Raw genomic sequence first — 15,884 nt, forward strand, 5'->3', positions numbered from 1 at the left:
AATGAAAGAGAGAATTTAACCGCAAAGGGCGCAAGGGTTTTGCGCAAGGTTCGCAAAGCGTTTTTTTTTTAATCTCGCAAAGGTGCAAGGTCGCAAAGAAACTTAAAAAGAAAAACTTTGCGACTTCGCGACTTTGCGAGAAATAAACTAGCGCTCTTTGCGTAAACCTTTGCGAGCCTTGCGGTTAAAAAAAAAAAACGAGCTAAATGATTTAGCCCGTTTTAAAAGTGAAGTATAAAACTAATTACACTAACTGTTTCAATGCAATCTCAAAAGCAGTTGCACTAATATTTGTTTTTGACGAACTCAAAGCGTGAGCTTTAACAATCGCATTTTTAATTGTATCTGATGTATCGTTAAAAATAGCCTCGTCTGTCATTTGAACTTTTTTCTCCATGAAATAAGCAAAAACTCTTGCCATTCCGCAGTTTGAAATAAAATCTGGAATCAAACTTACTTTGCTATCTACTTCTTCCATAATAGAACCGAAGAAAATTTCTTTGTCAGCAAAAGGAACATTTGCACCACAAGAAATTACTTCCAATCCGTTTGCAACTAAACTGTCAATTTGAGCTTGAGTTACCAATCTTGAAGCAGCACAAGGAGTGAAGATCTCAGCACCAATTGTCCAGATTTTAGAATTGATTTCTTCAAACGGAATCATGTTGTCGGCAACTAATTTGTTTCCGTCTTTATTTAAAAACAAAGTTCTGATTTCTTCAAAAGAAAAACCTTCTTCTTTGATTAATCCACCATCGCGATCAATAATTCCAATTACTTTCGCGCCCATTTCAGCTAAATAAAAAGCAGCAGCAGAACCTACGTTTCCGAAACCTTGCACAATTGCTTTTTTACCTTTTATGTCTCCGCCGTAAGTTGCGTAAAAATGACGAACTGCTTCTGCAACACCATATCCAGTAATCATATCGGCAACTGTATATTTTCTAGTTACGTCTGGTGAGAATTTTGGGTTTTCAATTACCTTAATTACACCTTGACGCAATTGCCCAATTCTATTGATTTTATCTGCTTCTGTTGGTTTAAAGTGTCCGTTGAAAACACCTTCCTGCGGATGCCAAACACCACATTCCTCTGTCATTGGAATTACTTCGTGAATCTCATCAACATTCAAATCTCCTCCAGTTCCATAATAGCTTTTCAATAACGGAGAAACGGCTTTGTACCAACGTTGCAAAACACCTTTTTTGCGAGGATCGTTCGGATCAAAATTTATTCCAGATTTAGCTCCTCCAATTGCAGGACCAGAAACTGAGAATTTAACTTCCATAGTTTTAGCCAAAGACAAAACTTCATTCATGTCTAAGCCTTTTCTCATTCTCGTTCCTCCACCCGCAGCTCCTCCACGAAGTGAATTAATAACAGTCCACCCTTCGGCTTCTGTTTCTGAATCTTTCCAATTGAAAACAATTTCAGGTGCTTTGTTTTCAAATTGTTGTAATAAATCTTTCATTTTGTTGTGATATGTTTATTTTGCGTAAATGTATAAAATAGAATAATGCGAATAATGTATTTCGCATCAAATTTATAAAACAAAAAAGAAAAGCCGAAAACTATTTGGTTTTCGGCTTTCGGAATATTTAAAAAATTAAGATTTATTGTCCTAATAAGTGTTTTTTCAGAGTTTCGTCTACTGGTTTGTCAGAAAGCCAGATTCCGAATAATGCTTTTTTGAAATCGAATCCAGGAATTTTTCCTTTTAGAACTTCATTTTTACTTACATAAACATTTTGATCTAAAGGATTGTATGCTAAAATGAAAACATCTTTTTCTGTAATAGCATCGCTTAAATAACTTTTTAACTGCTCAATTCTTGGGCGCAATTGCTCAAGATTTGCTCCCGCAGATTTTTCAAAACCTGTATTCATTGCTTTTGTCAGTTTGTTTGAAGAGACCATAGAAGAAGTGATTTCGATTCTAACAGCCATTTCAGTATCGCTATCAATAATGAATTGCGGATCTTGAGTTAATTGCGATAAGTACAATGCTTGAACATAAACTTCCAACCACATTTTTGATCTTCCGCCTGCTCCGTTTAATTGTAATGGCTTGCCTTGAAATTCTATTTTTCTAGGAACTGTAACACCATTAACATCAATTTGGGTTTGGGCTGAAACAGTAGAAAATTGCAAACTTAAAAGGACTGTTAGTAAAAGTAAAATCTTTTTCATATTCTATCAAATTTTTATTTTTAAGGCAAAAATAATAGTAATTTATTAATATTTGGGTCATATAGAAAATGTTTTTTTACTAAAATTTTGATGTTGGGATTTTGTATTATATTAACAATCAAATTAGTAAGAGTAGGTTTACGTACTTTTACTAATTTTAAGAATTGTTTAATTTTTTGGGTAGTTAAAAACCGCATTTTTCAAATTTTAAAACACTTTCTAGCCTAATTTTTCAATCAGAAATTTTATAGAAATTGTTATCAAATTAATGCTCTTTTCAAAAAAAAGTTAAATAATAGCGAAAACGTTATCGTAATCTTTGCTGATCTATTAATTTTATATGCGCGCATTGTAATTTAAACATTTAAAAAGTATCTTTGGAAGCCTTTGTATTATAAATTAAGGCATCGAAAAATCACAAAAAAACATAAAAAAACAATCAACTAAAGAAATCTGTTTTGAAATCTGGTTGAGAAAAACATTTAAAGTAAACTACTATGGATTTTAATCTTACCGAAGAACATTTAATGATTCAGCAGGCAGCAAGAGATTTTGCTCAAAATGAATTATTGCCGGGAGTTATTGAACGTGACGAAAAACAAATTTTTCCAACTGAGCAAATCAAGAAAATGGGTGAGCTTGGATTTTTGGGAATGATGGTTGATCCTAAATATGGAGGAAGCGGTCTTGACGCTATTTCTTATGTTATTGCGATGGAGGAGATTTCTAAAGTTGATGCTTCTGCTTCTGTTGTAATGTCGGTAAACAATTCATTAGTTTGCTGGGGATTACAAGAATATGGTACTGAAGAACAAAAACAAAAGTATCTTCCAGGTTTAGCTTCTGGAGAAATTCATGGTGCATTCTGTTTAAGTGAGCCTGAGGCAGGAAGCGATGCAACTTCACAAAAAACGACTGCAATCGATATGGGAGATCATTATTTAGTTAATGGTACAAAAAACTGGATTACAAACGGAAATACTGCATCTGTATATTTAGTAATTGCGCAAACTCATCCGGAATTAAAGCATAAAGGAATCAATGCTTTGATTATGACGAAAGATATGCCAGGTTTCTCAGTTGGTCCAAAAGAGCAAAAAATGGGAATTCGCGGTTCTGATACGCACTCTTTAATGTTTTCTGATGTAAAAGTTCCAAAAGAAAACAGAATCGGTGAGGACGGTTTCGGATTTAAATTTGCGATGAAAACTCTTGCAGGAGGTAGAATCGGTATTGCTTCTCAAGCTTTAGGAATCGCTTCTGGAGCTTATGAATTGGCTCTAAAATATTCTAAAGAGCGTAAAGCTTTTGGAACAGAAATCTGCAATCACCAAGCAATTGCTTTTAAATTGGCTGATATGGCTGTAAACATTGAAGCAGCTCGTCATTTATGTATGAAAGCGGCTTGGGATAAAGACAATCATAAAAATTACGATGTGAGTGGTGCGATGGCAAAATTATTTGCTTCGCAAGTTGCGATGGACACTGCAGTTGAAGCTGTTCAGATTCACGGAGGAAATGGTTATGTAAAAGAATACCATGTAGAGCGTTTAATGCGTGATGCAAAAATTACTCAGATTTATGAGGGAACTTCTGAAATTCAGAAAATCGTAATTTCTAGAGCAGTTATTGCTGGATAAATAAAATTTTAGAATTTAATTTTTAAACCCTTTTGGCTTTTTAGTTTGAAAGGGTTTTTTTATGAATATTGTATTACTTTTCATAAGTTTATGCCTTAAAGTAAATTTTTGTTTCTTACTTAATATTAAATCAAACCAAACATTATGAAAAAGCTATACTTTCTGCTTCCCCTTATTTTTTTAGCGTGCAAATCAGGAACTTCAACAAAAAAAGAGAATGAAGTAAAAACAGATTCGAAGCCAATAGAAATCAGCTATAAAGTAAAAGAAGCTGAAATCTCAGATTTTCTGAAATATCTTTCTTCTGATGAAATGGAAGGGCGTGAAACAGGAACTAAAGGAATTGAAAAAGCGGCTGTTTTCTTGGAGGATTTTTTAAAGAAAAATAAAATTAAACCGTATTTTAAAACCTATCGTGATACTTTGACCAATTTTGAGGCTCCAGCTTTTAATATTGTTGGAGTTATTGAAGGAACTGATCCTCAATTAAAAAAAGAGTTTGTAGTATTGAGTGCACATTATGATCATATTGGTTTGGAGAAAAAAGAGCAAGCCGATAAAATAAATAATGGTGCGAATGATGATGCTTCAGGAGTAACTTCTGTTGCGGCGATGGCAAAATATTTTAGCGAAACAAAATCAAATAAGAGAAGTATTTTAATAGTATTTTTTGCTGGTGAAGAAAAAGGTTTATTAGGGTCTAAAAGTTTAGTGGAGAAATTAAAAAAGCAAAACTTCAATCTTTATACCCAATTAAATATTGAAATGATTGGTGTGCCAATGAAAAGAGATTATCTAGCCTATATTACTGGTTTTGATAAATCGAACATGGCGCAAAAAATAAACGAATATACAGGGGAAAAGACTATCGGATTTTTGCCAAAAGAAGCAGAATATCAATTGTTCTATCGTTCTGATAATTATTCGTTTTACGAAGTTTTCAAAAAACCATGCCAGTCTATAAGTACTTTTGATTTTGAAAATTTTGATTTTTATCACCATGTTTCAGATGAATTTAAAGTAATGGATATTCCTCATATTACTGCATTCACTCAGGAATTATTGCCAGCCGTGACAAAAATTGCGGTTTCGCCTACGCAAGAAATAACCATGAATAAATAAGAGGCTGTTTTACAGCATTTGATTATTTTTGCGACATGAAAAATATTATCGTTACAGGAACAAGCAGAGGAATTGGTTATGAATTGGCCTTGAAATTTGCTGAAGCAGGTCATCAGGTTTTGGCCATTTCCAGAAAAATACCGCAAGCACTTTTAGAACATAAAAACATAACTTGCCTATCTGTTGATTTGGCAGATGAAACGGCTTTAGGCCAAGTCGAAAATTTCCTTTCCTCAACATGGAAAAGAGTAGATGCTGTGGTTCATAATGCAGGTGCTTTGCTTCTAAAACCTTTTGCAGAAACTACTCAAGCAGATTTTGAGAATATTTATAAAGTGAATGTTTTTGCAGTAGCAAATTTGACTCGCATCTGTATTCCGTATTTAGAAAAAGGAAGCCATGTTGTTACGATTAGTTCTATTGGCGGGGTTCGCGGAAGTTTGAAGTTTGCCGGATTGGCAGCTTACAGTTCTAGTAAAGGCGCTGTTATTACTTTAAGCGAACTATTAGCAGAGGAATACAAAGAGAAGGGTATTTCATTTAATGTTCTGGCTTTAGGATCTGTTCAGACTGAAATGCTAAACGAAGCTTTCCCAGGTTATCAAGCTCCAATTTCGGCAGAGGGAATGGCAACTTATATTTATGATTTTACACTTAACGGAAATAAGTATTTTAACGGGAAGGTTCTGGAAGTTTCTTCAACGAATCCTTAATTAATTATAAAATGTCAGGCTGAGCGAAGTCGAAGCCTTTTGTTCTTTTAACCAATCGAAAAAATCATAACTCAAAACTCATAATTCATAATTAAATTGAGCGAAACTTTAGCTAAATATATTCCAGAACATGCGGTAAAACCCGTTTTTGATTTGATAGTGGCCAATCAGGTTCATTTGAAAATCGTAAACGAACGCCAGACCCGTCATGGAGATTATAGACGCGGACCAAGTGGAAAGCACGAAATTACGGTTAATGCAAGTTTGAATAAGTATAGGTTTTTAATCACATTAATTCATGAAATTGCACATTTGGTTGCTTTTGAGAAGTTTGGGCGAAATATAAAACCGCACGGAAATGAATGGAAATATACTTTTCAGCGTTTGATGGTTCCGTTTATTCGGCCAGAAATATTTCCTGGGCATATTTTGCCTCTATTGGCAAGACATTTCAAGAATCCATCTGCAAGTAGTGATACAGATACGACTTTGTCTTTGGCTTTAAAGCAATATGATAAAGAAAATGATAAAAATTACGTTTTCGAAATTCCTTACGGAAGTATTTTTAGAATTAAGAATGGCAAAGTCTTTAAAAAAATAGCCGTTAGAACAAAACGTTTTGAGTGTTTAGAAATCAGCTCTGGAAAAACGTACCTTTTTAATCCAAATGCGGAAGTGGAATTGGTAACGCTGAAAAATTCCAATATCTAGATTCCAAATTCCAATTACTGGAAAAGTCAATAAAAAAATCCCAAATTCCAATTTAGTTAACGTTGGAATTTGGGATTTGTATTTTGAGGATTCTTGTTTTTGGAATTTTTAATATTTTGAAATTTAAAAATCTAAAGCCCTTTCAAATAAGCTTCACGGACTTTCTTAAATAAATTTGAAGAATAGACGAATTTAACGATTGCTTCATTATCGGTTCTAAAGATTTCTTCTTTAGTTCCCTGCCAAGCTTTTAATCCTTTCTTTAAGAAAACAATATTTTCACCGATTTCCATTACAGAGTTCATATCGTGTGTGTTGATTACGGTTGTGATATTGTATTCTTTTGTAATTTCCTGAATCAAGTTATCAATCAAAATCGAAGTGTTCGGATCTAAACCTGAGTTTGGTTCATCACAAAACAAATATTTCGGATTGTTTACAATAGCACGAGCAATTGCCACACGTTTCTGCATACCTCCAGAAATTTCAGAAGGTAATTTTTTATGTGCGTCAACCAGATTTACTCTTTCTAAAACAAAATCTACACGTTCTTTGATTTGTGCTTTGCTATTGTTAGTAAACATTTTTAACGGGAAAGCCACATTTTCTTCTACAGTCATAGAGTCAAATAAAGCACTTCCTTGAAATACCATTCCGATTTCAGTTCTCAAGTCACGTTTTTCGTCTTTATCTAAATCAGAATAAACTCTTCCGTCAAATTCAATTGTTCCTGAGTCTGGGGTGTGAATTCCTAACAATGTCTTTAATAAAACTGTTTTTCCAGATCCACTTTGTCCGATAATCAAGTTGGTTTTTCCAGTTTCAAAGACCGTCGAAACGCCTTTTAAAACCTTGCTGTCGCCAAATGATTTTTCTATATTTTTTACTTCTATCATTATCCTAGTAATAATTGAGTTAATATATAATTTAAAAGGATGATAGTAACAGATGTCCATACAAATGACGTTGTACTTGCCTTACCAACTTCTAATGCGCCACCTTTCATATAATAACCATGAAAAGACGGGATCGTTGCCAATAACATAGCAAAGATTAAAGTTTTGATAAAGGCATATGTAATATGAAATGGTATGAAATCTTTTTGAGCTCCCATAATAAAATCTGCACCTGTCGAAAATCCTCCGTAAGCACAAGCAAGCCATCCTCCAAAAATTCCTAAAAACATACTAATTCCGATTACGAAAGGATACATTAATAGTGCTATGATTTTTGGGAAAACAAGATAATTTACTGAGTTAACTCCCATAACTTCAAGAGCATCAATTTGTTCTGTAACACGCATAGTTCCGATACTTGAAGTGATGTAAGATCCCATTTTTCCAGCCATAATAACCGAAATAAAAGTAGGGGCAAACTCCAAAACTACAGATTGACGTGTTGCAAAACCAATTAGATATTTTGGGATTAATGGATTAGTTAAGTTTAAAGCTGTTTGAATGGCAACAACTCCTCCAATAAAAAAAGATATAAAGCAGACAATTCCAAGGGAATCAATAATCAAATCATCAATTTCTTTGAAAATTAAATTTTTCATAACAGGCCATTTAGTCTGTTTATTGAAAATTTCTTTCAGCATTAAAAAATATTTTCCTATTTGGGATAAATAACGAATTAGCATCATAAGTTTTAAATATTGGCTAAGGTAAAAAGAAGTTATGAGTTATGAGTTATGAGTTCAGTTTTTTCGAGTGTTTTGGTACTCAAATTAACTTTTCTTTCATTTTTTTTAAACGATAATTTCTAATAAACTTAGCTTGTTCGGGAGTTACTAATAAAGGAGTTTTGGCGCTTTTCGCTTTCATAAATCCTTTAATATAATCTAAAAATAGAAATGGTTTTTTCTTCATCATTGCCAGTTTTGCAGAAGCAATAGCAGTAATCCAAAAACCATAACCTAAAGTATAAAAAGCTTCGCCTTGTTTGTAACGAGCTGTTTTGTTATAGTTTGCGCCAGTTGGTTTTAGATGTTTTACATGCAAAGATTGGTCAGTAACTATTTTCCAATCGTAATATTTACAAAGTAATTCATCAACTGTGTCCCAGCCCATTGCGGGTTTTAAACCTCCAATTTGCTGAAACGTTTCTTTGCGATACGCTTTCAAAGCACCGCGGATATGATCTTTATCGGTTAGGTTTTCTAAAACCCATTCGCCGTTTTTATCAATATAGCAGAATCCGCCGACCATTCCGATTTTTGGATCAGATTCGAAATGTCTGATTATAGTTTCGAAATAGTTTGGAGGAAAAATTAAATCGCCGTCTATTTTAACAATAATATCATAATCAGAATCTAAAGTTTCAAAACCTTTCTGAAAAGCCTGAATTACTTTACTTCCTGGCAAATGAATGGCATCTGAAGTTTTGTTTACAACAGAAATGTATGGATTTTCTTTTGCGAATTCCAAAACAACTTCTTCAGTTTTATCTGTCGAATTATCATTTACAACCACAATCTTTGAAGGTAAAATAGTTTGCGAAACCAAAGATTCTAAGGTTAGGCCAATTAAATTCTCTTCATTGTGTGCGGGTATGACGATGTAGTACTTCATATTAAATTCCAATTTTTTAAATTCCAATTTCCAAATTTTGGGAATTAATCCCAATTTTCTAAAATTCCAAATTCCAATCTTACCGTTAAGGTTAAAATTGGAATTTGGAATTTATATATTGGAATTTTTATTTTATTCTTTCCGCTACCACGATATAATATCTCGGAGTGAAATATCGTAATAATGGTCTGATTCCAAGTTTTTTTACTGGATGTGTAAATTGAAGACGATCTGTTATTTTCCATCCTGTTTTTTCTAAAAGCCAATCCAATTGCCAGTCTTCAAATTCGTGGTAATGTCTGTCCCACATATCTGTTTTAGAACGATATGCTGGTGAAAACCATAAACGTAACGGAATTGAAATTAACAATTTATCACATTTTACATTTTGTAGAATAGTGTACGGATTTAGTAAATGTTCGAAAATTTCAAATGCTGTAAAAACAGTATATTCTTCTGTTTGTAAAGCCGTTTGGTCGTTATCTAAATCTTCTCCTTTTGTATTTTTTACAGTATAACCGTTTTCTTCCATTATTTTGGAGAACGGATTTGGAACACCAAAATCAAAAATGGTTTCTGATGTGTTAACGTGTTTTTTTAAAAATTCTAAAGTAAGTCTGAATCTTTTATTCGGAAACGTTTTTTCGTACATAGTCATTGCGAACGAATCTCTCGTTCATGAATTGTTAATTTGGTCGCAAATATACTAAAAAAGTAATCAGTGTTTAGTTTTTAGTATTCAGTTGAGGCGCTAAGTTTTAAAATGAATTTCTCGCAATCCCGATAGCTATCGGGAGCGAAGTCGCAAAGTTTTGATAAAAAAATAAACCATATAAGTAATAGAAGTTCAATTAAGAGAAAACTTAATATATCTTAGTATTACTTATATGGCAAAAAAACTTTGCGACTTCGCGTCTTTGCGAGATTATTTCGCTTAAGCTTGTAAAGCTTTATTTAATATCGATAAACAAAGGCATTAATGTTCATTCCGGCTCCGACTGAAGCAAAAATAAGAACGTCGCCTTTATTGATTTCGTGGCCTTCAACTTTTTTCTGAAGAATTAAATCATATAAAGTTGGTACAGTTGCAACGCTGCTATTTCCTAAATCGTGAATGCTCATTGGCATAATATCTTTTGGCGCTGTTTTGTCGTATAATTTGTAGAAACGTTCGATAATTGCTTCGTCCATTTTTTCATTTGCCTGATGAATAAGAATTTTTTTCACTTCATCAATTCCGATGCCGCTTTTATCTAAACAGCTTTTCATCGCGCAAGGAACATTGCTTAAAGCAAATTCGTAGATTTTACGTCCGTACATTTTAATGTATTTCGTATCTGGATCTAAATCTTTATTGTATGATTTTCCGAAGAAAAGGTAATTGGCTTCATCAGTTGCATAAGTAGCGCTTTCATAAGCTAATAATCCCGTTTCATCCGTTGAAGCTTCTAAGATTGAAGCACCTGCACCATCGGAATAAATCATCGAATCGCGATCGTGATCATCAACAACTCTTGATAGTGTTTCGGCACCGATAACCATTACTCTTTTTGCCATTCCAGATTTGATGAAAGCATTTGCTTGCAAAACACCTTCAATCCATCCTGGACATCCAAAAATAATATCATAAGCCACACACTTAGGATTTTTGATGCCTAGTTTGTTTTTCACACGTGTTGCTAAACTCGGTAAAATATCTGATTGGGTAGTTCCAGGTTTTACATCTCCAAAATTATGGGCAATGATAATATAGTCTAAAGTTTCTGCATCAATAGCAGCATTTGCAATAGCTTTTTCAGCAGCAAAGAAAGCTAAATCAGAGGCATTATATTGTGGTTCGGCATAACGGCGGTTTTCAATTCCGGTAATGCCTTTGAATTTTTTAATTACAACTTCATTCGGATAACCAAAAGGAGTACCATCCTCATTTAAAAAAACATGTTTATCAAAATCTGTGTTTTTTACTTCTAGATTAGGAATATAGCTCCCAATGCCAATAATTTTTATTTTCATTTTTCCCTTTATTATCCGATAAATTTAGCGCTAATGTATAAATAATATTATGATAACAATCATAAAAAATAGTATGCATGCATATAATTGTGAAATAACTATTTTTAGCTTGATATATTGTTTTTCTTCTAATGATTTTTTAACATTTCCTATATTTCAAACGATTGAAGACGATTTTGAAGATAAAGTTTTTTTGCTTTTATTTTAATTTAGTGACAATAATTTCACAAAAGATTAGCAGAAAGTTATGTTTCTTTAAATCAGATTTCTTCTTTGGTGTTTTTGTTTAATAAAAGTTTCAAGTTTCAGGTTTCAGGTTTCAAGTTATGTTAGAACCTGAAACCTGAAACCTGAAACTCGAAACTCGAAACCCGAAACTTGAAACAAAAAAATAAACCCGACAAATTTTGAAAATCTGTCGGGTTTGAATATTTATAAGAAAACTAATTTTTAGCTTTCCATGTAAGCTTCAATTGGAGCACAGCTACAAACTAAATTTCTGTCACCATAAGCATCATCTACACGACGAACAGATGGCCAGAATTTATTGTCAGCGATGTAATCTAATGGGTAAGCTGCTTTTTCTCTAGAATAAGGGAAATCCCAAGCATCAGAAGTTAACATTGCCAATGTATGAGGTGCATTTTTTAATACATTGTTGGTATCATCAGCAGTTGCCGCTTCAATCTCTTTTCTGATTGAGATAAGAGCATCACAGAAACGATCTAACTCAGCTAAATCTTCAGATTCTGTAGGTTCGATCATTAAAGTTCCTGCTACTGGGAAAGAAACTGTAGGAGCGTGGAAACCGTAATCCATTAAACGTTTTGCGATATCACCCACTTCGATTCCGTTTTCTTTAAATGAACGGCAATCTAAAATCATTTCGTGAGCTGCTCTTCCGCATTCTCCTGTATAAAGAATTGGATAGTGTCCTTCGAAGCGTGCTTTCATGTAGTTCGCATTTAAGATTGCATGTTCTGTAGCGCTTTTTAATCCTTCAGCACCCATCATAGTGATGTAGCCGTAAGAAATTAAACAAACTAAAGCAGATCCGTAAGGCGCAGATGAAATAGCAGTAATTGCTTGTTCACCACCAACTTTTAAGATTGGGTTTGTTGGCAAGAACGGAACTAATTTTTCGTTCACACAAATTGGTCCAACTCCAGGTCCACCACCACCGTGAGGAATAGCAAATGTTTTGTGTAAGTTCAAGTGACAAACGTCAGCGCCAATTGTAGCAGGATTTGTTAATCCAACTTGCGCGTTCATGTTTGCACCATCCATATATACTAATCCGCCGTTTTCGTGGATTAATTTTGTGATTTCGATAATTGAAGACTCATAAACTCCGTGAGTAGAAGGGTATGTAACCATTAAACAAGATAAGTCATCTTTGTGTTCAATAGCTTTTGCTCTTAAATCTTCTACGTCGATATTTCCTTCTGGAGTTGTTTTAGTAACAATGATTTTCATTCCAGCCATAGCAGCAGAAGCAGGATTTGTTCCGTGAGCTGATGAAGGAATTAAACAAACATTACGGTGACCTTCGTTTCTTGACATGTGGTAAGCACGAATTGCCATTAATCCAGCGTATTCTCCTTGAGCTCCTGAGTTTGGCTGTAAAGTTGTTCCAGCAAATCCAGTGATTACATTTAATTGCTGCTCTAATTTTTTAAGCATTGTGATGTAACCTTCAGCTTGCTCAACTGGTGCAAACGGGTGAATGCTGTTCCAGTTTGGCATTGAAAGAGGCAACATTTCAGAAGCTGCGTTTAATTTCATCGTACAAGAACCTAATGAAATCATCGAGTGATTCAACGATAAATCTTTACGCTCTAATTTTTTGATGTAACGCATTAACTGGCTTTCTGAATGATGATTGTTGAAAACATCATGCGTTAAGAAAGAAGAAGTTCTTTCTAATGAAGCTGGTAATTGGCTAGTTTCAGTTAATTCAGAAACTGTGAAAGTTTCTTTTCCTAAAGCTTCAGCAAAAATCGCAATGATTTGGTTAATGTCAGCAACAGAAGTTGTTTCGTTAAACGAAATAGAAATTGATTCAGCATCAGGGTAGAAGAAGTTTACTTCGTTTTTCTCCGCAACAGCTTTTACTTTTTGAGCATCTGCTTTTACTAAAATAGTATCAAAGTAAGCTGTGTTAGTTTGGTAAACTCCTAATTTATTTAAAGCCTCAGCAGTAGTAACTGCAGATGCGTGAACTTTGTTTGCAATATATTTCAAACCTTCTGGTCCGTGGTAAACAGCGTACATTCCAGCCATTACTGCTAATAAAACCTGAGCAGTACAAATGTTTGAAGTTGCTTTTTCACGTTTGATGTGTTGTTCACGAGTTCCTAAAGCCATACGTAAAGCACGGTTTCCATTTGTATCAACAGAAACTCCAATGATACGACCCGGCATAGAACGTTTATACTCATCTTTAGTTGCAAAGTAAGCCGCGTGAGGACCACCGTAACCCATTGGTACGCCAAAACGTTGAGTTGTTCCAACAACAACTGCAGCTCCCATTTCTCCTGGAGAAGTTAAAGTTGCTAATGATAAAATATCAGCAGCAAAGGCAACTTTAATTTCGTTTTCTTTTGCTTTAGCAACAAAAGCACTATAATCGTTTACTTGACCAAATTTTCCTGGGTACTGTAAAATAGCACCGAAGAATTCATTTGAAAAATCAAAAGTTTCGTGGTTTCCAACAACTAATTCAATTCCGATTGGAGTTGAACGTGTTTGAAGTACAGATAAAGTTTGTGGTAAAATTTCTTCAGAAACGAAGAATTTATGTGTATTGTTTTTCTTTTGATCTCTCGTACGAACGTCAAATAATAAAGCCATCGCTTCTGCAGCAGCTGTACCTTCATCAAGTAACGATGCATTTGCGATTTCCATTCCTGTTAATTCGATAACCGTAGTTTGGAAATTTAAAATAGCTTCTAGACGACCTTGAGCAATTTCTGCCTGATAAGGTGTGTAAGCTGTGTACCATCCTGGGTTTTCGAAAATATTTCTTTGAATTGGAGCAGGAACGATAGTTGGGTGATAACCCAAACCAATGTAAGATTTGAATACTTTATTTTTCTTTCCTAATTCCTGAATGTGATTTGCGAATTCATATTCAGTCATCGCAGGATCTAAATTCAAAGGTGCTTTTAAACGAATGTCGTCTGGAAGGGTTTCGTAAATAAGTCGCTCGATAGAGTCAACTCCAATAGTTTTCAGCATATGCTGAAGATCAGTTTCTCTTGGACCAATGTGTCTTAAAGCAAAAGCATCTGTTTTCATGTAGCTATCTAAGTTTTTTTAATTAATGTGTTCGTACACCATTTTACGGTACGAATCACATTTAAAAGTAAATGTGTTGTTTTTTTGTGGCGCAAAATTAAGTATTATTAATAATTTAATAGGTATTTTTAACTTCATTTTTTATCAAATTTATAATCAAAGACTTGGTTTGTTAATAAATGATTAGATTTGAGGTATGATAGTATCAAAACGCATCTTAGATTTTTATCTAAATAGCAGTATTCATGTGGCTTTATCGTGTTACGCTCTTGTGCGAATCACGTTTCATGTGTTTCATATTCAATATGATGAGCCGATGGCGCTTTTTGTTTTTTTTGGCACAATTGTAGGATATAATTTTGTAAAATATGATGCTTTAGTTCGCGTTAAGAAAAATCCAATTGGAATTCAGCTAAAAATTATCGCCGTTTTGAGTTTTATTTCGCTGATTTTGGTTGGGTATTATTTTTTCCATTTAAAGCGAATTACACAAATAGTCTCGGTCGGAATTTTTGCCATAACGGCGCTTTATACTTTACCCTTTTTTCCAAATAGAAAAAATGCCAGAAACTGGGCAGGTGTAAAAATTTATATTGTCGCACTTTGTTGGGTTGGAGCAACTTTAGTTTTACCATTAATAAATGCTGAAATTCCGTTTACCACAGATTTCTTTATCAAATGCATTCAGCGATTTATATTGGTTTTTGTGCTGATTCTGGTTTTCGAAATTTTAGATTTAGCCAATGATGATCCACACTTACAAACCGTTCCGCAGACAATAGGAGTGAAGAAGACTAAGCTTTTAGGATTTCTATTATTGGTTCCGTTTTGGTTTTTAGAAGTTTTTATCACAACTTTCAATTATCATGATGCCGTAATAAATTTGATTATGGTCGTCATGCTGATGTTGTTTATTGCCTTTGCCAATCCAAATCGTTCCAAATATTACACTTCGTTTTGGGTAGAAAGTGTTCCAATTTTTTGGTGGCTTATGGTAGTATTTTTGTAAATAAAAAAAAACCGATACATCTGTACCGGTTTTTACAATTAAATACTTTATTTTTCTTTTTGAGCAAGAATAGCCTCATTCAATTCAGCATTAGCTTCAGCTAATTTTCTTCTTTTCTTGGCTATTTTTTCGGCACTTTCTTGCTTTCTGATAGCTTTATTTAATTCTTCTGTCCTATCTTCCACTTTTTCTCGCTTGTCTTTAACTTTTTTATCGAGATCACAATTTGCAGAGTTTGTGGTACAGTATGTTTTGGTTTTCTCTATAGCATTTTTGAGACCTCTAATTTGATTTTGATTGTTGTACTTTTTTGCATACGTTAATTTGGTGTTAAGCTCGCATAGTTTTCTTTCGCAACCTCTCAAATCTCTACAGTTATTTTGTGCAAATGCACCAATAGAAACAGCAAATAATGCCACCGACAAAAAATTAGCTTTAAACATCATAAATTTTATTTTTAAATTATGATTTTCTGATTTCATGTTTGTTTGTCAGAAAATCGTACTATATTAAAGATTAAGCTCTTTTTAAAAGAAAGTTTAATCTTACATATCGATATCATAAAGCATGCCACTTTTTGTTTTGGTTTAGAAGTGTGGGAGGGAGGGATGATTGGT

At 33.7% G+C, this 15,884-nt stretch carries 14 protein-coding genes; 5 read left to right on the top strand and 9 right to left on the bottom strand.

All coding sequences use genetic code 11. The annotated features are described in order from the left end of the window. Window positions 1-244: 244 nt before the first annotated feature. Window positions 245-1,471: a Glu/Leu/Phe/Val dehydrogenase dimerization domain-containing protein gene (locus tag DM397_RS21655; protein ID WP_111379674.1), complete on the bottom strand. Its 1,227-nt coding sequence runs from the start codon at window positions 1,469-1,471 to the stop codon at window positions 245-247. A gap of 142 nt (window positions 1,472-1,613) precedes the next feature. Further along, a complete protein-coding gene (locus DM397_RS21660) occupies window positions 1,614-2,189 on the bottom strand; it encodes a chalcone isomerase family protein (RefSeq protein ID WP_111379676.1) in 576 nt (191 codons plus the stop codon). Between the two features lie 497 nt (window positions 2,190-2,686). On the opposite strand from DM397_RS21660, the gene DM397_RS21665 reads away from it, so the two are divergent. The 4 genes from DM397_RS21665 to DM397_RS21680 all read left to right on the top strand — a co-directional run bounded on the left by DM397_RS21665 (window position 2,687) and on the right by DM397_RS21680 (window position 6,375). Continuing rightward, window positions 2,687-3,829, top strand: a complete 1,143-nt coding sequence (locus tag DM397_RS21665; protein ID WP_111379678.1) for an acyl-CoA dehydrogenase — start codon at window positions 2,687-2,689, stop codon at window positions 3,827-3,829. 144 nt (window positions 3,830-3,973) lie between these two features. Beyond that, a complete protein-coding gene (locus tag DM397_RS21670; protein ID WP_111379679.1) occupies window positions 3,974-4,951 on the top strand; it encodes a M20/M25/M40 family metallo-hydrolase in 978 nt (325 codons plus the stop codon). 35 nt (window positions 4,952-4,986) lie between these two features. Continuing rightward, window positions 4,987-5,664, top strand: a complete 678-nt coding sequence (locus tag DM397_RS21675) for an SDR family NAD(P)-dependent oxidoreductase (RefSeq protein ID WP_111379681.1) — start codon at window positions 4,987-4,989, stop codon at window positions 5,662-5,664. A gap of 96 nt (window positions 5,665-5,760) precedes the next feature. Next, the gene (locus DM397_RS21680; protein WP_111379682.1) at window positions 5,761-6,375 is read left to right on the top strand and encodes a SprT-like domain-containing protein; all 615 of its coding nucleotides are present in this window, start codon (window positions 5,761-5,763) and stop codon (window positions 6,373-6,375) included. Window positions 6,376-6,506: 131 nt separating this feature from the next. On the opposite strand, the gene DM397_RS21685 is transcribed toward DM397_RS21680, so the two are convergent. From DM397_RS21685 to gcvP, 6 genes are all read right to left on the bottom strand, one after another. After that, the gene (locus tag DM397_RS21685) at window positions 6,507-7,271 is read right to left on the bottom strand and encodes an ABC transporter ATP-binding protein (protein WP_111364526.1); all 765 of its coding nucleotides are present in this window, start codon (window positions 7,269-7,271) and stop codon (window positions 6,507-6,509) included. Then, window positions 7,271-8,017: an MlaE family ABC transporter permease gene (locus DM397_RS21690; protein ID WP_012022541.1), complete on the bottom strand. Its 747-nt coding sequence runs from the start codon at window positions 8,015-8,017 to the stop codon at window positions 7,271-7,273. Before DM397_RS21690 ends, DM397_RS21685 begins: the two co-directional genes overlap by 1 nt. 79 nt (window positions 8,018-8,096) lie before the next feature. Continuing rightward, entirely contained in the window at window positions 8,097-8,945 is an 849-nt protein-coding gene (locus tag DM397_RS21695; RefSeq protein WP_111380281.1) for a glycosyltransferase, read from the bottom strand. Between the two features lie 127 nt (window positions 8,946-9,072). Next, entirely contained in the window at window positions 9,073-9,597 is a 525-nt protein-coding gene (locus DM397_RS21700; protein ID WP_111379684.1) for a methyltransferase, read from the bottom strand. 302 nt (window positions 9,598-9,899) lie between these two features. Next, a complete protein-coding gene (locus DM397_RS21705; RefSeq protein ID WP_111379685.1) occupies window positions 9,900-10,958 on the bottom strand; it encodes a 3-oxoacyl-ACP synthase III family protein in 1,059 nt (352 codons plus the stop codon). A gap of 450 nt (window positions 10,959-11,408) precedes the next feature. Next, complete coding sequence (gene gcvP, locus DM397_RS21710) at window positions 11,409-14,258, bottom strand: aminomethyl-transferring glycine dehydrogenase (RefSeq protein WP_111379687.1); 2,850 nt, start codon at window positions 14,256-14,258, stop codon at window positions 11,409-11,411. 196 nt (window positions 14,259-14,454) lie between these two features. On the opposite strand from gcvP, the gene DM397_RS21715 reads away from it, so the two are divergent. Next, window positions 14,455-15,267, top strand: coding sequence for a UbiA prenyltransferase family protein (locus tag DM397_RS21715; RefSeq protein WP_111379688.1), 813 nt, complete (start codon window positions 14,455-14,457; stop codon window positions 15,265-15,267). Window positions 15,268-15,314: 47 nt separating this feature from the next. On the opposite strand, the gene DM397_RS21720 is transcribed toward DM397_RS21715, so the two are convergent. Continuing rightward, window positions 15,315-15,749 carry a DUF1090 domain-containing protein gene (locus DM397_RS21720; RefSeq protein WP_111379690.1) on the bottom strand — a complete coding sequence of 145 codons (435 nt, stop codon included), beginning with the start codon at window positions 15,747-15,749 and terminating at the stop codon, window positions 15,315-15,317. Window positions 15,750-15,884 lie beyond the last annotated feature (135 nt).

This window comes from Flavobacterium nitrogenifigens (genome assembly GCF_003254565.1).
Taxonomy (GTDB): domain Bacteria; phylum Bacteroidota; class Bacteroidia; order Flavobacteriales; family Flavobacteriaceae; genus Flavobacterium; species Flavobacterium nitrogenifigens.